General features: G+C 38.2%; 13 protein-coding genes. 10 read left to right on the top strand and 3 right to left on the bottom strand.

Features of this window, described 5'->3' with window-relative positions; all coding sequences use genetic code 11:
• Positions 1–22: 22 nt before the first annotated feature.
• From tyrR to bcsE, 3 genes are all read right to left on the bottom strand, one after another.
• Positions 23–1579, bottom strand: a complete 1557-nt coding sequence (gene tyrR, locus QMA08_RS09915) for a transcriptional regulator TyrR (RefSeq protein ID WP_002958215.1) — start codon at positions 1577–1579, stop codon at positions 23–25.
• Between the two features lie 188 nt (positions 1580–1767).
• Complete coding sequence (gene bcsG / locus QMA08_RS09910) at positions 1768–3348, bottom strand: cellulose biosynthesis protein BcsG (RefSeq protein WP_149603015.1); 1581 nt, start codon at positions 3346–3348, stop codon at positions 1768–1770.
• Positions 3349–3517: 169 nt separating this feature from the next.
• A complete protein-coding gene (bcsE, locus tag QMA08_RS09905; RefSeq protein WP_149603016.1) occupies positions 3518–5140 on the bottom strand; it encodes a cellulose biosynthesis protein BcsE in 1623 nt (540 codons plus the stop codon).
• Positions 5141–5254: 114 nt separating this feature from the next.
• On the opposite strand from bcsE, the gene bcsR reads away from it, so the two are divergent.
• The 10 genes from bcsR to fahA all read left to right on the top strand — a co-directional run bounded on the left by bcsR (position 5255) and on the right by fahA (position 23465).
• On the top strand, positions 5255–5434 hold the full coding sequence (bcsR, locus tag QMA08_RS09900) for a BcsR/BcsP family cellulose biosynthesis protein (RefSeq protein WP_002958211.1): 180 nt from the start codon (positions 5255–5257) through the stop codon (positions 5432–5434).
• A gap of 32 nt (positions 5435–5466) precedes the next feature.
• Positions 5467–6183, top strand: a complete 717-nt coding sequence (gene bcsQ / locus QMA08_RS09895; RefSeq protein WP_149603017.1) for a cellulose biosynthesis protein BcsQ — start codon at positions 5467–5469, stop codon at positions 6181–6183.
• 1 nt (position 6184) lies between these two features.
• Positions 6185–8854 carry a UDP-forming cellulose synthase catalytic subunit gene (gene bcsA / locus QMA08_RS09890; RefSeq protein ID WP_193226131.1) on the top strand — a complete coding sequence of 890 codons (2670 nt, stop codon included), beginning with the start codon at positions 6185–6187 and terminating at the stop codon, positions 8852–8854.
• Positions 8847–11093 (top strand): cellulose biosynthesis cyclic di-GMP-binding regulatory protein BcsB, encoded by a 2247-nt coding sequence (gene bcsB / locus QMA08_RS09885; RefSeq protein WP_200219371.1) that lies wholly within the window; start codon positions 8847–8849, stop codon positions 11091–11093. Before bcsA ends, bcsB begins: the two co-directional genes overlap by 8 nt.
• Positions 11093–12223 carry a cellulose synthase complex periplasmic endoglucanase BcsZ gene (bcsZ, locus tag QMA08_RS09880; protein ID WP_200219372.1) on the top strand — a complete coding sequence of 377 codons (1131 nt, stop codon included), beginning with the start codon at positions 11093–11095 and terminating at the stop codon, positions 12221–12223. The genes bcsB and bcsZ overlap by 1 nt, the downstream gene beginning before the upstream one ends.
• Positions 12214–16032 (top strand): cellulose synthase subunit BcsC-related outer membrane protein, encoded by a 3819-nt coding sequence (locus tag QMA08_RS09875; protein ID WP_290174418.1) that lies wholly within the window; start codon positions 12214–12216, stop codon positions 16030–16032. Before bcsZ ends, QMA08_RS09875 begins: the two co-directional genes overlap by 10 nt.
• Positions 16033–16279: 247 nt before the next feature.
• The gene (locus tag QMA08_RS09870) at positions 16280–17773 is read left to right on the top strand and encodes a peptide MFS transporter (protein WP_039487117.1); all 1494 of its coding nucleotides are present in this window, start codon (positions 16280–16282) and stop codon (positions 17771–17773) included.
• Between the two features lie 147 nt (positions 17774–17920).
• Positions 17921–20650: a metallophosphoesterase gene (locus tag QMA08_RS09865; protein ID WP_290174417.1), complete on the top strand. Its 2730-nt coding sequence runs from the start codon at positions 17921–17923 to the stop codon at positions 20648–20650.
• A 318-nt stretch (positions 20651–20968) separates the two neighbouring features.
• Entirely contained in the window at positions 20969–22015 is a 1047-nt protein-coding gene (hppD, locus tag QMA08_RS09860; protein WP_002958202.1) for a 4-hydroxyphenylpyruvate dioxygenase, read from the top strand.
• Positions 22016–22151: 136 nt separating this feature from the next.
• A complete protein-coding gene (gene fahA / locus QMA08_RS09855) occupies positions 22152–23465 on the top strand; it encodes a fumarylacetoacetase (RefSeq protein WP_002958201.1) in 1314 nt (437 codons plus the stop codon).
• The last annotated feature ends 123 nt before the right edge of the window (positions 23466–23588 follow it).

Here is a 23588-nt window from a genome sequence, read left to right as displayed (position 1 = left end):
TATTTTAATTTCTTTAAGTCAATTACACTTTTACTGTTTTTCGATTAATCCCGTAATCACGTAACTTATTAGCTACAGCGGTGTGACTTAGGCCCAATCGCTTAGCTAACTGACGTGAGCTTGGGTAAGCAGGGTAGAGTTTGCGAAGTAAAGTCGCTTCAAAACGTTTAACAGCTTGATCTAGTGAGCCTTCAAAATCAGACTCTAAATACCCTAAATCATGAGTAAAAGTTGGTAACTGCAAATGCTCTACGCGAAGCTCGCTATCATCTAGTAACGACACTGCACGGTAAATTGCATTTTCCAGCTGACGTACATTTCCAGGCCACGGGTACTCTTGTAAAAAGCTTAAACACTCTTGTGATAAAACAGGAATTGCATGACCATTTTGTTGTGCGTATTTTTGAATAAAATGCTCTGCAAGTGGCCCTACATCTGCTTTTCTATCTCTTAGTGGTGCTATTTCTAAAGTAAGCACGTTTATACGGTAATATAAGTCTTCTCTAAAAACCCCTTCTTGTACCATTGCAGGTAAATCTTTTTGAGTAGCGGCAACAATACGAACATTTACCTTAACTTCGTTCTCATCGCCTACTTTTCTAAACGTACCATCTTGTAAAAAACGCAGTAACTTAGTTTGTAGTTGAGTCGACATTTCGCCAACCTCATCTAAAAATACAGTTCCACCATCAGCTTGCTCTAATACACCACGCTTTGGCGCTGCGTTTTCTTCGTACCCGGCATAACCAAATAATTCAGACTCAGCAACATCATCAGGAAGTGAAGCACACGATAGCGCAATAAAAGGCTTAACAGAGCGATTAGATGCGTAATGGCACGCTCTAGCTAATAACTCTTTACCTGTGCCAGTTTCACCAGTAATCAAAATAGGGGCTTCTAGTTGCGCCATTTTGCGTGCTTCGCGCACAACTCGGCGCATTGCCGTACTAAAGTTATGAATGGTAGCAAAGCTTTCTTGCCCGTAGCGTCTAAATGCACTGACCTGCTGCCCTAAGCGGCTTTGCGATTTAATGTTAATAACCGCCCCCGCAAGCACATCACCTTCACTACCTTGAGGGACTGCAATTGGTAAAATGTCTGCAATAAAATCCTCACCCGCCACTTCAACGCGCGTGGTTTGCCCGAGCACTTCTTTACCTTCTAGCCAACGTGTAAAGTTAAACCCTTTAAGTAAGTTATTAATATTTGCACCAATAACTTCTTTTTCAATTAACTGTAGGTCCTTACATGCTGCATCGTTGCATAAGCGTACCCAACCTTTAGCATCAATAGAGATAACGCCATCAGGCAATGCACGTAGCAAAGTATTTAATTCGTTGTGTTCACGCTCAGATGGTAAAAACGCAGTGGTACGCACGTCATGTACGCCGTCGATTAAACGTATCGATGGCATAATTTTTTGAAATTGTTCAAATTCTATTTCGGGAAAACTAACGTACATACGACAATTTACAGAATCAACTTCAATTCCTTTTAGATCAACGCTGTAGTTAACTAATATATTAAGGATTTCTTGAGCAATACCAATTCGATCAGCACAGTGAATATCTAGACGCATACATCCTCAAAGAAGGAAAAACTATATTAGCTGAATAATACGCTAAGTCGCTTTGAGAAGGTAGCTTATTGTAAACATTTTTGGACGAAACAGACTGCGAAAGCGATAAGTTGAAATGTAATTAAATGAAGAAAAGTAGCACTGATATTTAACTATACCAGTGCTATTTGTTAAATTTTATTATGTGACTACTTACCTTGTGGGTAAGCAGACCAATCACCACCATCTAATTGTATAAATGGTCTTTGGTTAACATACATCATTATTGTGCCTTCGTTTTCAGCAACCTTAGGTGCTGTAGGTAGGTTTTCAAGCAAATTAGCAACACTATTATTCCCACCAAATACATCAGTTTGCAGCGCCTTGCTTACCAGCTCTGAAAGCGCAAAGTAACTTGTTGAATCATCAACCACAATTTGCGAGTAGTTTTGTACGTCTGGGCCTATAAATTTAATTGCTACAGGTACCGACACAATTGCAGGGCTTGGGATTTCACGTAAACCTGCAAACTGTACTTTGTCACCTTTTAAATTAGCGCCGTGTTCAGGCACTATCATTAACATAACGTTGCGACCACGTTTTTCTAGTTTTTTTACAAATTGGTTAATATCAGCAAACAAGTTTTTATGTCTGATTGGGTATGTCTCTTTACTATTAACCCTTGGTTGATTCTCTAGCTGATTACCATCATGTAAACTTGTGGTGTTGTAGTACATCGCACACGGCTTACAATCTTCAGCTTGCTCTAACCAACCATCCAGCACAGCTTCATCTGAGTAAATAGGACTATTATCAAAACCTCGTAGCGCCACTGGCATTGAATCTATATTAAATGGCGTACTATCTAGGCCACCGTACTTATTTATTAAACCTTTAAACTCATCAAAATGTCCGTCGTGATTCATCACAACATTGTTTTGATAACCTAGTTTCTCTAGGTTTTTAAACAAGTGACATTGTTCAGGTGCCTCTTTAAATAATGCTGTTTGACTCGTTTGCCCACAACTAGCGCGCAGCAGCCTTACCGCAGCGGGTCCACTGTATGACGTAGCCGAGTTAAAGTCTGAAAACACCACATCAAAGTCTTTATACATATCAGTAACACTTACACCAATAGCATTTAAATCAGCAACAGCCATTGAGCATATGTTCAAAATAATTACATCAAACAGCTCACCATTCACTTGGTTTGGAAAGTGGCTCATTAGTAAGCTTTGTTGTTGATAAAAATCAGCGAGCTTTTGATCGGGAGATTGCGCTGCCTGAGTGATCACTTGCGTTTGAGGATTACTTTGATTTTGGGTAACCGGTTCAGGGTTAGCCACATTATTAACGAATTGTGATTGAGAGTTATCTCCTTGCCACCCTACAACTAACAGCCCAACAATAGTCACGGTTGTAAAGCGTATCCATTGCGATGTATACCAAAAACACACACTAATTACGAACAAAGCCAACAACATATCAACGCTAATAACTCGGGTTAATAGCTCGATAAAGTAACCAAAACTAAAATCTTGAACGTTACCTGCTTGTTTAGTCAACCTGTTTATTGGTGGCAACCATGAGTCTTGATAAAGTAATACCACAGCAAACACAGCACCTACTATATGTTTTGCCTTCTCTATTAATGGCTGCTTAAATTTAATCGCAAGTAATGCAGCAAAAGCGGCATTAGTTAGTACGTTAAAATCAATTGCACCGTAATAAAACAGAGCAAACTTAACTAAAAAATAAAGGTTCCAAACCCCTAAACCTGATAATTTCACTGCTTATCCTTTTTTACTGTATTTGGTGTATAAGGCTCTAGTACTTCATGTTTAAAAGTAAGCTTATAATAATATTTTGTTATTTGAGATAAAATGTATTTGCCTAGCATACAAAGCACCGCGCCAAGCACCATTGCAAGAAACACGGTAATTAAAAGCTGATTCATACTCATAAGTTATCTCTTAGTTTCATTATAAAAGGCTTAGCATCTGGGCGGCTTTTACTAGAAAATTCTGGGGTGTTAATATTTTCAGTAACGCTGTTTGCTATATCAGGTGCAAATTTATAGCTATCATTCTCAGCAAGTTTTTGCGAGAAATCTACAACACTCTTACCTTTATAAAATCGCCTTAACTGTTTACATTCTTGTTGAATGTAAAAGTGGTCAGAAATTATATTTTGCTGTACAAAAAAATCACTCGTTTTTAATTTAAACAAATGCTTGATTGCATTATCAACGTCATTTTCTCTACAAGCATGCAAATATAAATAAACTGTATTATCTGCAATGCTAAATACATCACCTTCGCGCTTAATATGAAATAAATGCAAAGGATGAATAGGGTCAATTCTTGGTAGTAGCTCTAGTTTCACTAGCACACCACTAACACCTAAATTAACGGCTGAGTCACTATGAATTTCTACTTGTTTCGTAAACTCGATGAAAGGTAAATATCCTTTCGAAAAGGTATTTTCAGTGTATTTTAAAACATCCTCAACTGAGGAAGGTAAAGGCCTTGAAAACTTAAAACCTTGAATAGATTGCACTTGTGAAAGCAAACGCGAAGGCTCTGAAAAGCTATACAAAATTAGATTTACACCCAAGGTTAAAAATAAGCACTCGTCTTGATGGCGAATAACACCATCAACATTTTGAATAACAAGCTTTAACCATCGTCCGCAGTTTTTTCTAAGTTCAAAACACTGCTTACCCAATAGCGCCAAATCGGTGTAACGCGTAACTGCAAAAATTAAGGTGGCTGCTTCTACTTTTGGGCCTTTATTAAATAAATCATTATTATCTTTTACGCTTTTATAATGCATCGGTAACTTAGTACCTTCGGGCACAGCACTTTGCACAAGCCAAACATCGTCTTCATCGGCAAAGTCTGAGTGTTTAAGTGCTTTACTTTCGCTTACTGCTTCAGTTTGAACAACAAACTGATTACCACTTAATAATAATTGGTAATGTTCACCAGCAATAACCCCCATGCTGTGACGCCAATAATCATATTCAAGTACTCGAACCGCAGAGTCGTTATCAACAAATACCAGCCCATCAAATACATTGTTTAATCGTCTAAATAAAAAGCGATAATTTGCAATATCAGGTCCCGAAATTAAAAATAATAATGTAGCTCCCGTACTACGAACAAAATCGTTGTACTGCCTCATCATCAGCTCTAAGCTTTTCTCGTCAGTACTGCTTAACTGTGCTGTATTAAAATGAACAAAAATAAGCGCTTTGTTTAGGCGTTTATAAGCACTTATTTCTTTTATAATACCTGAATTAATTTTCTCTATAGAATGATTCTGTGTTTCTGAGGCCAACGAAAAAGGGTGTACTCTATTATGCTTATAAGCATAATTTAACGATGCAGAAAAAGAAGAATCAAAAAATGATTCAACCTCTTGGGAAACTATATATATATCATTAACCAAGCTTTGGTTAATTGAATGTAACGCCAATTCGATTACAAAATTGTCTAAAGGGGCTAAAACAGCATAACTTGAAGCCGATTTTAACTCTTTTGCAGCAGGCTCTAATCCCGTTATGTTAAAGTTATGCACTTAAAACGCCCTATAAAAAATACTTTTTTACTAGTTTTAACCGTTATTCTATATATAATAGCCAAATATTGTCCACTTTTAATCAAAATAATTAAAGTAACTGTAAAGGTAAGAATGAATAACTTGACGCCTAAAAACTCACAAACGTTAACATCAAGTGACATAGAAAACCTTGCTCTACGTTTTGGTGGAAAGAGTGATGACTACATAGAAATTGTAAACAAGCAGCAAAATAATAATACAATTAATAAGTACGCATTACTTAAAGAAATAAACAACGAACTAAACACATAAGTTAGTTCAATTAAAGATAGGTAAAACATCCGTTGCAAAGAGTTTTCGTTAAAGGTATCAAAGGCGGTTTAGGCACTACCTCTGTGGTTGCAAATTTAGCGTGCGTGCTAAAAAAGTCTGACGTTGACGTTATTGCAATCGATCTAGATGCAAAAAGTGACCTAGGTTTACATTTTGGCTTGCCATGGAAATATACCAAAGGCTGGAGTAATGAAGCGAGCTTTGAAGATGCACTTGTGCATTTTCATCAAGATGACGATGGCATTATATTTTTACCATATGGTGACAGCACTGATACTAGCATTGATAACATCACTAAAATGGTAAATAGATGCAAAAACCTAAATTATAGCCAAGAAGCGTGGGTAATTTTTGACTGCCCTGCACATATTAACCTTCTCCACTACCCGTTAGAGAAAAACGATATTGTAATTGAACTGGTTAATTGCGACGCTATTTGTCACAGCTTAATTTATAGACGCCTACAAACACTCAAAAATTCAGATACTGATTGGAAGCATTATTTTTTAGTTAACCGCTATAACTCTGCATCTACGCTAGAATTTGACTTGTTTTCTCTTTGGCAATCTACGCTCCCCCTTATGGCTCCGTTTTTTATCAACAGTGACGAAGTTATTAAAGAGTCAACCGCATACAGAAATGTAGCGCTTAATTGCGCGCCATATAGTGTCGCAAACGATGACTTTGAAACACTAGCTGGTTGGCTAGTTAGTAAAGCGACCTTATAAAATGAGCATTACATTATTTTATCAGCGCCCTATTCACAGCACTTTATACTTGCTGCTGAGCATTTTATTTACTGATAAGTTAGTCCGGTACATTTTATTCAAGTTTCATAGCTACTTTAATCAACATAAAGTAAATGTTATTGAAGCTTTTTTAATGCCTTTTATTACGCTTTTAAGCTCACTGTTTATAAATATTAAAAAGCATAAAATCAGCTTTGAATATACCCTTTATGACTACTACCCTCATTTAAGGTTGCCTTACCGAACCTACATTTACTCAAATATATTACGCTTTATTATACAAAGTGTTTTTTTAGTGTTTTTTAAAAACCAGCTTAAATCTAGTTCTGTAAAAGAAGATGCTGTTAATTATTTTTATGATGGTGTTAGCTACCTTTTAAGGCAATTACGTTGGTTTGATTTAAAGCTAGGTAGATTGTTAAAGCGCTTACTATCAAAAAACAAAAAAGGCCCTAAAAAAAGTGCGTTTAAAACCATGGCGGATGCGCGTGTATGGCAAAATAAACTAGTCAAATACGTCATTCTCGCGTTTATTCTATTTTTATTAGCAATATTTATTACAATTCCTTTTAGCTTGGAAGCTCAAGCCGTTTTTATAAGCTTTATTTTACTAGTTGCGTATGCGCTTAAACGAGTAAAAGGCCAAATGGCAACCATTGTCATGATTACCCTGTCAGTAACTACGTCTTCTCGTTACTTGTGGTGGCGTTACACTGAGACTTTAAATTGGGATGATCCACTTGCACTTGCACTAGGTGGTGGCTTATTACTTGCTGAAACGTATGCCTGGCTTGTACTCATTTTAGGTTTTTTCCAAACAATTAACCCGCTTGAGCGAAAACCAGTACCTTTACCAAAAAACACTGACTTATGGCCAACAGTAGATGTATATATTCCAACTTACAATGAGCCGTTAAGCGTTGTAAGGCCCACTACTCTGGCTGCTTTAAGTATCGATTGGCCTGTGGATAAATTAAATGTTTATATATTAGATGATGGTAAGCGCCCAGAGTTTAAGGAATTTGCAGAGGAAATTGGAGTGGGCTATTTAGCTCGTTCGGATAACAATCATGCTAAAGCCGGCAATATGAATAGCGCTATGCGTTATACCGATGGCGAATATATCGCAATTTTTGATTGTGACCATGTCCCTGCTCGCTCGTTCTTACAAATGACGATGGGGCAGTTTTTAAAAGACAGTAAAGTATGCTTGGTGCAAACACCGCATCACTTTTTCTCTGCAGATCCGTTTGAGCGAAACCTTAACAACCATAGTCAAATTCCTAACGAAAACATGTTGTTTTATGGGCTTATTCAAGACGGTAACGACATGTGGGATGCGACCTTCTTTTGTGGCTCTTGCGCCGTATTAAAACGAGCTGCGCTTGATGATATTGGCGGTTTTGCATTTGAAACAGTAACGGAGGATGCTCACACAGCACTTCGTATGCAGCGCGCTGGTTATAAAACTGCTTATATAAATATTCCACAGGCAGCAGGTCTTGCAACCGATAGCCTGTCAGCACATATAGGTCAACGCATTCGCTGGGCGCGTGGTATGGCGCAGATATTTAGGCTTGATAACCCATTAATGGGTAAGGGTTTAAGCATTCCTCAACGATTATGCTACATAAACGCAATGCTGCACTTTTTATCGGGTATTCCTCGTATTGTATTTTTAACAGCCCCTTTAGCGCTAATATATTTTAATGCGTACATAATTTATGCCCCATTTTTAGCTATTTTTATTTATGTAGTGCCGACATTAATTCAAATCAAAGCGACTAACTCACGTATTCAAGGTAAATACCGTTACTCCTTTTGGGGTGAAGTGTATGAGTCAGTACTTGCTTGGTACATATTAAAACCAACCACCGTTGCTTTATTTAATCCTAATAAGGGTAAGTTTAACGTAACCGAAAAAGGCGGTTTAAATGATGAAGAGCATTACGACTGGGGTATTTCTAAACCGTATCTAATTCTGTTACTTATTAATTTACTCGGTATATTAGTGGGTCTATTACGTCTATTTTTAGGTGACCCAAGCCAGATTGGCGTACTTATAATAAGTATGGGTTGGGCTTTTTATAATATTATAATTTTAGGTGCTGCCGTTGCTGTTGCAGCTGAAGCTCGTCAAGTGAGGCACTCGCATCGTATAAAGGCAAACTTTCCTGCCGGCGTTCGTTTAGCAAATGGTCATACTTTGAAAGTAAAAATAACGGATTATTCAGATAACGGCGTGGGCATAGAGACAGATCACGCGCATTTATGTCGTGTTAACGATAAAATTGAATTGTTAATGAGTCGTGGTAATAAACAATTTTCGTTTACAACGTATGTATGTAATACCCGCAAAAAACAAATTGGCCTTACACTTAAAGACTTATCTCTCGAAAAACAGAGAGCTTTTATACAATGTACCTTCTCAAGAGCAGATGCTTGGCTAGATTGGCAAAATAACTTTAGACATGACCGTCCATCGTATAGCTTCAAAGAAGTACAAAAAACCAGTTTACGGGGCTTTAGTAATTTATTATTTCATGCTCCAAGAGCGTTACAACCAGTTATTAAGTTAATGACTAATATTGTCATTTACATAAATTCATTTACTCCAAAAAAACCGATAGTGCATAATAATTATGATTAAAAAGTTACTTAATACATTTCTAACATTGTTACTTATTAGTAGCGCATATAAAGTGCTCGCTATCGAGCCTATGCACGACAAAACCCTGTTTGTAAATGGCTACCCTGAGAGTGCCCAGGTTTCTAGTTTACGCCTTAGCTTTGAAAAATTAGGATTCAATGACTATAAACTCGACGGCGTGAATAATAATTCTCGTGTCGATTTCACAAATAGAATTGATAAATTAAGCACTAATTTAAAGCTTAACTTTTCGTACACTAACTCACCTTCATTGCTGGCTAATGTATCGCACTTAAAAGTTTATTTTAACGATAACTTAGTAACAGTATTACCTATTAATGAACAGCTAAGTGTTGTAAAAAATACGGTAAGTCATAGCCTTGACCTAAATGCTAAATACATTCAAGACTACAACCAAATTCGCTTTGAACTAGTTGGTTACTATGATTTACGATGCCAAGATTACTTTAGCCGCTCAATTTGGACTGAAATAAACAAATCAAGCCACATAACGCTTGATCAAAAACAGTTAGCAATTGATAGCCGCCTTGAATATTTACCAGAACCATTTTTTGATGCTAAAGATTACAACAAATTAAACTTACCTTTTGTATTTGCAAGCACACCTAATACACAAGCTATAGAAGCGGCAGCCACTTTATCTAGTTGGTTTGGCGCACAAGCAGACTGGCGTGGCGCTAACTTTCCAGTAGTTTTAAATAAAGCACCAGAGCAGCACAGTGTGGTGTTTATTACTAATGACTCAAAACCTGATTTTTTAAAAGATTATCCAGATGTTGAAAAGCCAACCGTCGAGCTAATTTCAAGCCCTATTCACAGATACAATAAAATGCTGCTAATTTTGGGGCGTGACGAAAAAGACTTAAAAACAGCGGTTACTGGTCTTGTGTTTGGTCATAAGATTATGACTGGCCGAAGTGCAAGTATCGAAGCAATTAACAAACTCCCACTGCGTAAAGCTTATGATGCGCCAAGATGGCTTAGAAACGATCGTCCCGTGCACTTTGACGAGCTTATTGACTATCCAACTCAGTTACAGGCTGAGGGTCTTAACAATGGTCCTATAAAACTAAATGTTCGTTTTGCACCTGATTTATTTACTTGGCGTGAAAAAGGCATTCCTATTACTTTGCAATACCGTAATACGCCAGAGAGCGAAACCTTAAATTCACGTTTAAACATGTTAATAAACCAAGAGTTTATAAGTGGTTTTTTACTTGATAAAAAAGACACATCGTTAACTACCGCAAAAACCTTGCTGCCTTTAATCGCTAATACAGACACAACGCAAAGCGCTGAAGACTTTTCATTAGATGGTATTAATCTTGCCAGCCGAAATGAGTTAAATTTTGACTTTAGATTTGCAGTACTTAAAAAAGGCGAGTGTGCCATTGCTCCACCTGGTGGCGAATACGGCGTAATTGATGGGAACTCCAACATTGATGTAAGTGGGTTTGACCATTACATAGCTTTGCCTGATTTAAATGTATTTGCAAACAGCGGATTCCCATTTACAAAATACGCAGACTTACAACAAACTTTAGTATTGATAGATGAAGTTCCATCACCTAAAGCGCTATCTGTATTGTTTAATTTAACAGGCCACTTTGGTGCTATCACAGGTTACCCCGCTCATAGAATAAGCGTTGCTCACTTAAATGAAGATGCCAACTTAGATGATAAAGACATCTTAGTAATCGCCAAACCTAATAGCATTGCTAACAACTTAGATGAAGATGCGCAAACTAATATCTTGCTTGATAACAATCAGCGCGCTATTAAACAAGCTATATACAATGGTGCTTACGATGAGCAAACAACAGATAAAGTTCAAGTAAGTATAAAAAGTAGTGGTGATATGGCCGTTATTACAGGCTTTCAATCACCGTTTGATTCAGAGCGATCAATAGTATCGCTCAGTGCAACATCACAAAAAGCCTTTACTCTACTAGATGATGCGTTAATGAGTTCACAAGCGCTTGCGCAAATTAAAGGCAGTGCTGCGGTCATAAACTCTCAAGGCATTAAAACAATTAAAACTGATGAGCAATATTTTGTTGGTCACATTCCTGTACATACCCTAATTTGGTTCCATTTATCGGATCACCCATTTGTACTGGCACTGTTGTCTATTTTAACACTACTGCTGATCTCATTTATTATATGGCGATTACTGCAAGCATTAACATACAAGCGCTTAGCTGAAGGAGATAAGTAATGAAGTCACTCATTAATGTATTTTTTACCGTGATTGCATTATTTACCTTTAATGCCAGTGCACAAATAGAACAATGCCAACCATGGGATGCATGGCAAACGTTTAAAAGTAACTTTATAAGCCAAGATGGTCGCGTTATTGATTTGGGGAGTGAGCAAAAAGTCACAACCTCTGAAGGCCAATCTTATGCCTTATTTTTTGCTGTTGTAGCAAATGACAAAGCAATGTTTGACTTAGTGCTTGATTGGACGCAAGAACATTTATCAGAAGGTGATTTAAGCACTCGTTTACCGGCATGGCAATGGGGTGTTAATAATCAAAATGTTGGCGGAATTTTAGATTCAAACCCTGCGTCTGATTCAGACTTATGGATAGCATACAGCTTATCGCAAGCTGCTATTCTTTGGGATGAGCGCCGCTACAGCATATTAGCAGCTGTACTTGCACAGCGAATAATGCGTGAAGAAACCGCTTATATCTCGGGCCTAGGTTTATCATTACTACCCGCTCCTACAGGTTTTGAATTTGATAATGAACGTTTTAAGTTAAACCCGAGCTACTCACCATTATTTATTTACCAGCAGTTTAAAAAGCTCTACCCACACTCGCCTTGGCATCAATTACACGAAGGCTCAGCAAAGCTAATTTTAGATACAGCAAAGCAAGGTGTTAGCCCTGACTGGGTAATGTTTGATGCGAATAACGGCTTTTACTACGATAAAAAAACGAGCGACTTGGGCAGTTATAACGCCATCAGAGTATATTTATGGGCAAGCATGATGGCAGACGACGCGCCTTATAAACAAGAGCTGTTAGCGCAATTCAACCCTTTTATAGAAACAATTAATAAACGTGGTTACGTGCCTTTAAATACCTTTGCTAAATCTGGAAAATCTGAAAAAAGAGGCCCTTTGGGCTTTAATTCAGCTTTATTACCTTTACTGTCGACTAATAGCGATAATTCTACGGTAATGGCGATTCAGCAAAAACTAATGATTGATAAATCATTTACCCAGACTCGTTATTACGACAGCGTGCTTAACTTGTTTGGTACAAGTGCTTTAAATAAGCGTTTTTCAATTACAGCAGATGGGACGCTACAACCGGTATGGAGCACTGAATGCCGTTAAGGTTTGCCCTCGCTTGCACATTAGCACTTAGCTCTGGATTAAGCGCTAACACAGTCAACGATATTGATACGCAATCTGTTGATTGGTTACTAAGCCAAATAGGTATTGGTGAAGCACAGCAAAATAAAAAACTAGTTGAAGATAGCTTACGAAAGCTAGTCGCCATTGCCCCTGCCCGAATAGAAACGCAGTGCGCAGTAGCGCGTTATGATTTTGCCAATGGCGAATCAGTGAAAGCCAACCAGTTATTAAGCAAAATAGATAACGGGCTTACCAAACAGGCTCCGTGCGTTGAAAAGCTAAAAGTCCTTTCTCGTATTGAGGGCAAAGATAAGTCTTTAATTCATGAAGCTAGGCTACTTTCTCGAGCTGGACGTTATGAACAAGCCCGTGAAATATACAATAAAATATTTAAAAACACCTACCCTACACTTAATTACGAGCTTGAGCATTTAAGCTGGTATGGACAAGACAGCGACCAATGGGAAAGTGTTAAAAAAGGTTATGAAAAGTTATTAAAAAGCTATTCTAATATCGCTCAAGTAGAAATACCTTATGCTCGCCATTTACTGAGGAAAAACCCAGCAAATAATAAAGCTATAGATATTTTAAGTAATTACGGTACTAGCCCTTCTTTTATTAATGAAGTTGAGTTTATTTGGCTTGCAGCTCTTAAGAGTATGGATCTTACTCAAAATACAGTTGAGCAATACCAACGTTACTTCTCTGTGTATCCATTTAGTAGTAAAGGTAAGTTACAATACGAAGATTTCCAACGAGATTTTAAAGTAAGACAAGCATTACTTGCCGATCCCGCGTATCAGCTTTGGCTCAAAGGCGATCGTTTACTTAATAATAAAAAATTAAAAGAAGCTGAGCCCCTACTATTAAATGCTTTAAAAGGGCGGCCAACCGATAAAGAAATTATGCGCAGCTTAGGGTATTTGTATTTAGCGAAAAGCGACTACAAAAAATCATATTACTATTTTTTTACCGCGCAAAAATATACACCTAACTTTGATGAGCGTGAAGGACTTAAAGAACTCGCGACAGTTGCGAAGTTTTGGCTGTATATGTCTGAAATGGAAGATGCTATAGAGCAATCTGATTTTAAAACAGCACAATTAAAACTAAATCTAGCTGAGCAATTAAATCATGACCAAGAAGCTTTTCTTTATAACAAAGGCCTATTATTAGTAGCTCAAGGAAATTACACACAAGCAGCTACCGCCTATCAAGCAGCCCTAAAAACCAATCCTTTGTATGAAAATGCCTTACTTGGCTTATTAAATATCGCGCAACTAGATCAAAACCAAAAATCAATTCGCAACTTTTATAATTCATTAAACGCAAAGCAACGAGATTTAATCTACCCCTCATATGCACTAGCTACCAGTAATACTCTAAGGGATAAAGCAAGCCAGTATACTAATGGTGGAGAGCTAGAAAAAGCAGAAGAATTACTTAAGCAAGCTATTGAGCTTTCACCTGAACAACCTTGGTTATATTACGATTTAGCTTTTATATACCAACAAAAAGGCCTGACTCAACAAGCACGTGATTTGTTTAATAATGTATTGTGGCAGTTCCCGCTAAACCCCCAAATTAGATATAGCCATGCTTTATTTTTGCGCTCTATAAATGATTATGAAGGAGCTTTGGATACACTTAAATATATTCCTTTTAAAAATCGAGATACCGATATTATTGCTTTAGAGCAGCAATTGTTGCTTAACGAGTCTCTTACACAAAGCCAGCAATATCTTGATTTAAAAAACAAATCTGTCGCCATCTACCATTTAAGTAACTTAGAAGCGAGAGAGCTAACACCTGAAATGCAAGCTGAGCTTTCTAATAGTTGGTACAAAATTGATGAAAAACGACATGCTCTTAAATTGCTTTCAAGTGCCCTTTCATCTGACTCATCTTTGTCGCCTTATTGGCACCTTTTACAAGGCCAGTGGATACTAGAGCAAGATAACCAAGTTGAAATAAAACGCTGGTTTGAGGATTACGTGTTACCAGAGAGCGCTTCTGAAAACGAAACGGCTCAATATGTGCAGTTACAAAATAACTACCTAAACCAGTTTTATACAGGCAGTGACTTAATTGCTAAGCTCAATCAGCTTGATCAAAAATATAAAGATATTCCAGCAACAACAACTGCCCTTATTAATGCAAACTTAGCGCTAGAACAATATGAAGCAGCCGTTATCTTATATCAGCGAAAAGTACAAAGTAGTCAAACTATTGAACCTCAAGCGCTTCTCGCTATTGCTAATGCATACATAGAACTTGGAGACGACTTTCAAGCAAAAGAAGTTACGCAAAAAGCGATAGCGCAAACCACATCGCAAGAGGGTTATTTACAACGCCAAATCATGTCATCTCTTAATGAGTTTAATTACTCAGGGGATGCACTTTATTTAGCTAAGCAACTTATTGAAAAGTCACCAAACGATCAAGAGTTACGCTATTTAGGTGCTCAAGTAGCCAGTAAGTTTAATGAAACCGAACAAGCACAATCTTGGTACGCACAAACCCTGTCACCTAATCGTACTTTAAACGAAAAAGAGCTTTACGGAGCGCTTTTAAAAATAGATGAAAACGATCAATGGTATGTAAACGGTGCTAAACGTGAGCTAATAAACGAGCAAAACAAAAACCAAGCATACATTGCCATTGGTGTTAACTTTAGTGGACAAACAAGCACCGAAAGTGAAGCAACACTTGGTGCGGGCTTAGTACCGATTGAAGCTTATTTTCCACTTTGGCAAGGCCAAGGTTTTATTAAAGTAGACCCGACTACTATTAGCGCACAAACAACGCGCTTTGATGAGCAGTTCGCTGGTAGTCGCTACGGACAAGGTGCTTTATGTATTTTCACTTGTTCAGTCGATGAAGTGACACCAGAGGAAAGTGGTGTAGATATAGGTATTGGTTGGCAAAACGAAAACTGGCGTGTAGATGTAGGCACTACCCCACTTGGTTTTTTAATTGAAGACTTTGTGTGGGGTGTAAATTACGCAGACAGTTTTGGCGACTTTGGATACAGCCTAGAACTTGAAAAGCGCCCAGTTACAAATTCAGTGCTTTCTTATGCAGGCTTAAAAGATGTAAATACAGGTGAAGTTTGGGGGGGCGTACGCTCTACAGGCCTAACAGCTAATGTATCACACGACTTAGGCGGAAAATGGGGTTTTTGGTCAAGCGCCGACTTTACCCTCTATAAAGGCCAAAATGTAAAAGACAACCAACGCTATCGTATGATGGGCGGTACTTATTACCGTGTAATAAGCAATCAAAAGCGTGAATTTATCGTAGGCGCTAGCTTATTACATTGGGCATACAAGTATAATTTAAGTGAAGAAACATGGGGCCATGGTGGTTATTACAGTCCGCAAAACTATGTAGGTCTATCCGTGCCACTCACTTATGACGCACGTTGGGGTGATGATTTTGTTTATAGATTAAAGACCGGTGTTTCGTACTCGCAAACAAAAACTCAATCTATTGATTTCTTCCCTAACGATAGCGATTTGCAAATAGCTGCGTATGATAGAGAATCAATAACAGGTGTTGACCCTGTATTTGAAGGTGAAACAAGTTCTGGGGTTTCATATAATCTTGAAGGTAGTTTTGAGTATAGAATAACGCCGAATTGGTTTTTTGGTGGCTACTTAGCCATCGATCGTTCTGACTTTTACGAACCAAACTTTGGTCAACTTTACATACGTTACTATTTTAACCCTGTTTATGGAACGCTTGAGTTCCCAGGTACCCCTATTGTTCCTTATGCTGAGTTCTAACTTGGCATAAGGTGATACACCGCGCAATACTTCCCCTAGCACTAAGGTATATGTATACTTGTGCCCAATTGTAACTAGGATAAGGGTGTGTCTCTTACCTTCTGGTGTTACTACCATATAGCAAATCATTATCTTAGCTACAAATAATAAACTGATGGTCGAGCATTTTAGTATGACTAAATACTAAGATAGCTAAAGCAAAAAATTATAAGGCCATTACAACAATTCTTAAAGTTAGGAAGTAAATATGAGTTCAGCTCCAGATAGTGGTTGGTTTGGCCACCCTAAAGGACTTTCGACATTGTTCTTCACTGAAATGTGGGAACGAATGAGTTATTACGGTATGCGAGCTATGCTCGTATTATTCATGACAGCAAGCTTACAAGAAGAAGGCCTTGCCTTTACTGTTGCATCAGCTGCTGCAATCTATGGTTTGTACACAGGCGCAGTATACTTTTTAGGCTTACCGGGTGGCTGGCTAGCTGATAGATTGTTTGGTGGTCAAAAAGCAGTTTGGTATGGCGGCATAATTATTATGATTGGCCATATTATTTTGGCTATTCCACATGATTATTCTTTCTTTATTGGCTTAATATTTGTAGCAACAGGTACTGGTTTACTAAAACCAAATATCAGTGCAATGGTAGGCCAATTATATAGCGATGCTGATGAGCGTCGTGATGGCGGTTACGCTATTTATTACATGGGTATTAACATGGGTTCTTTAATAGGTTACTACGTATGTGGTTACTTTATGGAGAACGTAGGCTGGCACTGGGCATTTGGTGCGGCAGCTGTAGGTATGGCCATTGGTTTAGTGCAGTACAAACTCACACTTAATAACCTACCAAAGCACAGTGCTTTACCTGCTAATCCATTAGGCTCTAAAGGTACTTCACGTGCATGGGGCGGTATTGCTGCATTTGTAATTGCAGCTGCTGCAGTTACTACGGCTGCAATGACCGGCGCAATTGTAATAAATCCAACAGTGGTTGCAGGTTACACAGCGATTGTATTTACTATTATCTTTTTTGTTTATTTTGGAGTTATTTACTTTACAGGTAATTTAACAGATGCCGAAAAACAAAGAATGTGGGCACTATTTTTAGTATGTATTGCATCTGCATGTTTTTGGTCTGGCTTTGAACAAGCTGGTTCATCATTAAACTTATTTGCTCGCGACTATACTGACCGTCTTATTGGTACTTTTGAAATCCCTACAACGTGGTTTCAATCATTAAACTCACTGTTTATTATTGCTTTATCGCCATTTTTTGCAGCGCTTTGGATTAACTTATCTAAAAGCTTAGTATCACCTAGCTACAGCGTTAAATGTGCAATTGGCTTAATTATCATGGCATCAGGCTTTTTAGTTATGTTTATGGCGGCTCATTACGCAGCTGAAGGCTTAAAAGTTGCGCCTTACTGGCTTGTTACTACGTACTTTTTACATACAGTGGGTGAGCTTTGTTTAAGCCCTGTAGCATTAAGTGCTGTAAGTAAGTTATCGCCTAAACGTTACACTGGCCAAATGATGGGTGTGTTTGTATTAACTTACTCAATCGGTAACATCATCGCAGGTTTACTTGCTGGTAATTTCGATCCGAATAATGTTGATGAAATTCCTAACTTATACTTACAAATTGCATTATTTAGCATTGGTGTTGGTGTTGTTTTAGTACTAATGACTTTTAAAGCTAAAGTATGGGAAAAACAAGGTTTAGAAGAGAAAGTCTCTTAATTATTGTTTATTTCAAATGTAGCAATATAACCTAAGACAATTCCTCCATAGCTTCTATGGGGGAATTTTTTATTCAACTTTGCCCTGCCCCCGTTAACTGATATTATATCCTGATTGGTTATTGAATAGACTCAGGGACATCCGTAGATGCAATCGTTAACGATATCACGTGTTATTATATTTATATTTCTTAGCTTTATTCTAACTGCCTGTGGTAGCGGTGATGAAGTGACGGTTAATCCAAACGATCCTGTTGAGCCTGAACCTAGCAAATTAACGCTATCAAGCGCTAATGGTTTAGACGCTACTTTAGACGAAGGCAATTTTATATTTAATGCACCTTCCAGTGCTATTTCTAGTGATGTAGAGCTTACCTACGAGAAAACATTATTAGATGAGACGAATATACAACAAAATATAATTTCTGATTTACATGCGCTTACGCCCTCCACGCTTACTCTTGAAAAACCTATTACCATCACAATAAAAATCCCTGATGACTATGCATTAGGCGGACAACTGTTTATCGCAAAACTATCAGGCGCTAACTGGGATACTGTTACAAATTCAATAGTTTTAGATAGATTTGTTAGCGCTCAAGTAACAACACTGGGCACATATGCAATACAAATGCAGCGCAATGAAGCTTTCGCAAATATCGGCCCAACTTGCGACGCTAATGCAACAGAGCAATCGGTAAGGTTTGTTCACGTTGCAGATTTACATGCTCGCTTTGGCTATGAAGAGCAATATTTCAGCCGGATCAAAGCCTACTACAACCAAGTAGCAAGCCAAACCCCGCACACCTTATTTACAAACGGTGGTGACGACTATGAAAAAGGCACCGTTGCTGAGCAATTATCACAAGGTACCGCAACAGAAGAAGCTATAAAAGCAATGCAGTTTGACCTACGAGTCGTTGGAAATCATGATTATGCTTGGGGCCCTGAAAAATTACTAAGTTATTCCCAAGACGAGAATGCAATTGTACTTGCTAGTAATACTCGTTATGAAGCAGAGCAACGACAAGATTTTGCAGGCGTAGGATTTGCAAAAGTTCAAGTAGGATGTATTACACTTGGTGTGTTTGGCATGACCTCAGTGCCATGGAATGAGTTAGATGAACCAATTCAAGATGATCCGATCCCTGATTTTATTAAACAATTTAAAATGAGCTGGCAATGGCAACAAATCGCACAAAGCATCGTAAACCAATACAGTGATGATGTAGATTACATGATTATGTTGAGCCATTTAGGTGTCGGCCAAGATACTGATATGGCAACAAACGTACCCGGTATAGACTTAGTACTTGGCGGCCATACACACGGTGGGGAAAGCTACACAACCCTTGATAACGGCGCTATTGTTTTACAACCGGACTTTTACGCTAAGGGTATTACTGACTTAACGCTTAATTTTAATTTAGCTGATAAATCATCCCCAGTTGTTGATTACAAAACGATTGAAACCGATACAATTGATGAGCGCGATGAGACAACTAAACTAGCTATAGATGAGATAATGGGGCGTTATGCTCCCGATGCAGAAACGGAAATCGCTATTTCTGAAAACTATCCAACTGATGCGCAGCTAGCCGAAATCACCGCCTTAGCCGCAAAACATTCAAGCACAATTAACGCAGCATTACTTAACCCTGAACTAGTACAAAAGCGCTGGACACCCGGCACACTGACTCAAGAAGACTTCCATAAAGCTTTTTACGTAGAAAGGCAGCCATCAAATACGCCAGGGTTTAACTCTATATATAAAGTAACAGTATCGGGAAGCGACTTAACAACGATGTTTGCAAGTCAACCAGATTGGTTTTTACTTAAACCTGAAGATATACAACCCACTAATAATTACGAAGTTGCACTATTTAAAGGAGCAGCTTTGAATCCTGATTTATTTTTTAATAGTGTTACATTCTCAAACGTAGAACCGATAGCTGAAGCTTGGTGGCTACTTGATAAATATGCACGTGCAAGAACAAGTCAGTGCCTTCACCTTGACACTGACACCGAACTTTATTCATGCAACAACTTAGCAAATGTAACCGTATGGAATTTTGACGATACTAACAACCCGTTAGCAGCTGATTTTGGACCTTCGGTACTTAGCTACTTTGATCCAGATGAAACAAATTGGGGCACTGCAGAGACACAATATAGCACCACTACTCAATTAAATATTGATGATTTAAGTGATGGCCCTTCAGGTGTTATGGCGTTTTCTCGCCACGCTCCAACAGAAGGCTTACTTATTGATTTAAACACACCTGCAAATGGTGACTTTGCAAATGAAGGAATGGTGTCTGACTACACCTTGGTAATGGATTTATACTGGCCCGCAGAAGGTAAAGATATTTACCGTGCAATTATGCAAGCCAATACAACTGATTATCTTAATGATGATGCCGATATGTTTATTGACCCAAGCGGCGGCTATGGACAAGCAACTAGCGATAGCGGCTATTTTGGCAATACACAACCTGACTCTTGGCATCGTATAGCTTTTGTATTTTATACAGCACCAACCAACGGGGTATTTGAAGTCTATATAGATGGAGAACTTGCTGGCGTAAAAGAGGATGGCGAAATCGATAGTCGCTGGGCACTCAATCAATCTGTATTGCTTTTTACAGATAACAATTATGAAACAGTACCAGGGTACTTAAATTCGCTGCTTTATGCAGGACGTGCTATGACCAGAGATGAAATTAAAAGTATGGGTAGCGCACAACAAAAGCTGTCTTTTGAGCAACCGACGCGAGTGCTAAATCAAACCATTGAACGCCATTACCAAGCAGCTCCAGCAATTAAAACTAACGTGTGGATAGAGCAACGGAACAAGTTCTTTGGTAACGGCTCTTAAAGTGTAAACAATTACATACAAAAAGACTTTTGCTTATTAATTGTAAAAGGAGGTTTAGCGCAGGTTAAACCTCCTTTTTAGTATTTAAATACAATAACTTAAAAACAAGCACTCCCACTTGAATTTATACCATATAACTTCATTTTACTTAACTGTATTACAAACACGTAACTTTATAATAACCGTCCTATAAAATTTACACATGCGCTACATACTAAATAGCGCCCTCCTCTTCCCCAAATTAAAAATCTGGTTGATTATCTACTGCAATATGACAACAACACATAATCGCAGTGCTTAATTGCGGGAGTAATAATAATGAGTGAAGTAAATAACTATTTGGGTTTAGTCGGTATTGAATTTACCGAGTACGCAACACCTGATGCTGATTATATGGATAAAGTATTTACTGATTTTGGCTTCTCTAAGCTTAAAAAATTCAAAGGTAAAGACATTGTTTATTACAACCAAAACGATATTCACTTTTTACTGAATAACGAGCGTGAAGGTTTTTCTGCAGAATTTGCTAAAAGCCATGGCCCTGCTATTTGTTCAATGGGTTGGCGTGTTGAGAATGCACAAAAAGCATTTGAAACTGCAGTAGAGCGTGGTGCAAAACCAGCGACCGACTCAACGCATAAAAATATGCCTTACCCTGCAATCTATGGTATTGGCGACAGCCTAATTTACTTTATTGAACAATTTGGCGACAAAGGCACTATTTACGAAAGTGATTTTGAAGACTTAGAAACGCAAAATGTTGTAGAAGATAAAGGCTTTATCCGAATCGATCATTTAACCAATAACGTTTATAAAGGCACCATGGAAAAATGGGCTAACTTTTATAAAGACGTATTTGGTTTTACTGAAGTACGCTACTTTGACATTAAAGGTCAAAAAACAGCGCTTATTTCGTATGCACTTAAATCGCCATGCGGCACCTTCTCTATTCCAATAAACGAAGGTAAAGGTAACGATAACAACCAAATTGATGAATACCTTGGTGAGTACAACGGCCCAGGCGTTCAACATTTAGCGTTTTTAACAGATGACTTAGTAAGCTCTCTTGATAAGCTGGATAAATCAACAATTGCCACTTTAGATATTATCCCAGAGTACTACGATACTATTTTTGACCGTGTACCTTGGGTTGCTGAAGATAAAGAAAAAATTCGTGAGCATCAGATACTCGTAGATAGCCAAAGTGAAAATTGTTATTTATTACAAATTTTCTCTAAAAACTTATTTGGTCCAATCTTTATAGAAATGATCCAACGCGTTGATGATGGTGGCTTTGGTGAAGGTAACTTCCAAGCATTATTTGAATCAATCGAACGTGACCAAGAGCGTCGCGGCGTTTTATAAAATATTTGAGTAAATTAAAAGCAGCGAACTTCGCTGCTTTTTGTCGTTTTAATATTTAAAAAGTATGGCGCCAAGTACAAGTATGATTAAATAAACTATACCTTGTCGCCATACAGTAAAATCCAAAGGAAATGTAATGAGCCTAATTAACGAAACCCACGATATTAATTTAACCAGCTGGGTAGAATCAGCTAATGTTGATAATTGCGACTTCCCGATTCAAAACTTACCGTTTGCAGAATTTCGTCGTAAAGGGTCTGATGAGGCCTTTCGTGGTGGTGTTGCAATTGGTGACCAAGTAATCGATTTAGCAAAACTAAGTAAATTAAACGTTTTAACAGGTGACGCTAAAACAGCCGCAGATGCAGCAAGTGAAGCAACCTTAAATACATTTATGGGTTTAGGGAAGCAGTATTGGTCAGCCCTTCGTTTAGCCCTTTCAAAAGCACTAAGAGCAGGCTCTGAGCACCAACAAGCGCTTAGCGATACATTGGTTGCACAGTCTGATATAGAGTTTTCTTTGCCTTGTCGCATCGGTGATTACACTGACTTTTACACTTCTATTTATCATGCTACAGCTGTGGGTAGTTTATTTCGCCCTGATAACCCATTATTACCTAACTATAAATGGGTACCTATTGGTTATCATGGTCGCTCCTCATCTATTGACGTATCGGGTCAAACATTTCATCGCCCTAAAGGTCAAACCAAAGCGCCAGACGCAGAAGTGCCATCATTCGGTCCTTGTAAACGCCTTGATTACGAACTAGAGCTGGGTATTTACTTAGGTAAAGGCAATGCACTGGGCGATGCAATCGCTATCGAAAATGCTGAAAACCATGTATTTGGCTTTTGTGTATTTAACGATTGGTCAGCACGTGACTTGCAAGCGTGGGAATACCAACCGCTTGGTCCATTTTTAGCTAAGAACTTTGCCTCAACTGTATCGCCTTGGATTGTAACAACCGAAGCATTAGCGCCTTACAGAACAAGCTGGACACGTGATGAAAACGATCCACAGCCTATGGACTATTTAGAATCAAAAGCGAATCGCGACCAAGGTGCTTTTGATATTCAAATGGATGTTAAAATTCAAACGCAAAAAATGCGTAGCGAAGGCCATAACCCAACGCGCGTATCAACATCTAGCTTTAAGCACTCTTACTGGACTGTGGCACAAATGGTTACTCATCACACAGTAAATGGCTGTAACTTTATGCCAGGTGACATGCTAGGTTCGGGCACTCAGTCTGGTCCAACACACGAAGAAGCAGGTTCATTACTTGAGCTTTCTCGTGGCGGTAAAGAAAAAATCACGCTAAGTAATGGCGAACAACGTAGCTTTTTAGAAGATGGCGATAACGTTATTATGCGTGGCTGGTGTGAAAAAGAAGGCTATGCACGTATAGGTTTTGGCTCTGTAGAGAGTACTGTACTGCCGGCAAAATAATACGCATATTAAAAAATTTATTAAAAGGGCTGCTTACTAAAAGCAGCCCTTTTTTATTAATTTTTGAACAGTTACAATTTTTTTCTAGCTTTTTTAACTCAAATTGCTATCTTAATTCGGTTA

The organism is Pseudoalteromonas sp. APC 3355 (genome assembly GCF_030407615.1).
GTDB lineage: Bacteria > Pseudomonadota > Gammaproteobacteria > Enterobacterales > Alteromonadaceae > Pseudoalteromonas > Pseudoalteromonas distincta.
The sequence above is the reverse complement of the archived record's forward strand: the minus strand, read 5'-3'. Positions and strand labels throughout refer to the sequence as shown.

Bases quoted from the DNA above. Each gene is read 5' to 3' on its own strand.
- tyrR (WP_002958215.1), bottom strand. From the start codon at position 1,579: ATGCGTCTAGATATTCACTGTGCTGATCGAATTGGTATTGCTCAAGAA.
- bcsR (WP_002958211.1), top strand. From the start codon at position 5,255: ATGAATAACTTGACGCCTAAAAACTCACAAACGTTAACATCAAGTGAC.
- bcsA (WP_193226131.1), top strand. From the start codon at position 6,185: ATGAGCATTACATTATTTTATCAGCGCCCTATTCACAGCACTTTATAC.
- bcsB (WP_200219371.1), top strand. From the start codon at position 8,847: ATGATTAAAAAGTTACTTAATACATTTCTAACATTGTTACTTATTAGT.
- bcsZ (WP_200219372.1), top strand. From the start codon at position 11,093: ATGAAGTCACTCATTAATGTATTTTTTACCGTGATTGCATTATTTACC.
- QMA08_RS09875 (WP_290174418.1), top strand. From the start codon at position 12,214: ATGCCGTTAAGGTTTGCCCTCGCTTGCACATTAGCACTTAGCTCTGGA.
- QMA08_RS09870 (WP_039487117.1), top strand. From the start codon at position 16,280: ATGAGTTCAGCTCCAGATAGTGGTTGGTTTGGCCACCCTAAAGGACTT.
- QMA08_RS09865 (WP_290174417.1), top strand. From the start codon at position 17,921: ATGCAATCGTTAACGATATCACGTGTTATTATATTTATATTTCTTAGC.
- hppD (WP_002958202.1), top strand. From the start codon at position 20,969: ATGAGTGAAGTAAATAACTATTTGGGTTTAGTCGGTATTGAATTTACC.
- fahA (WP_002958201.1), top strand. From the start codon at position 22,152: ATGAGCCTAATTAACGAAACCCACGATATTAATTTAACCAGCTGGGTA.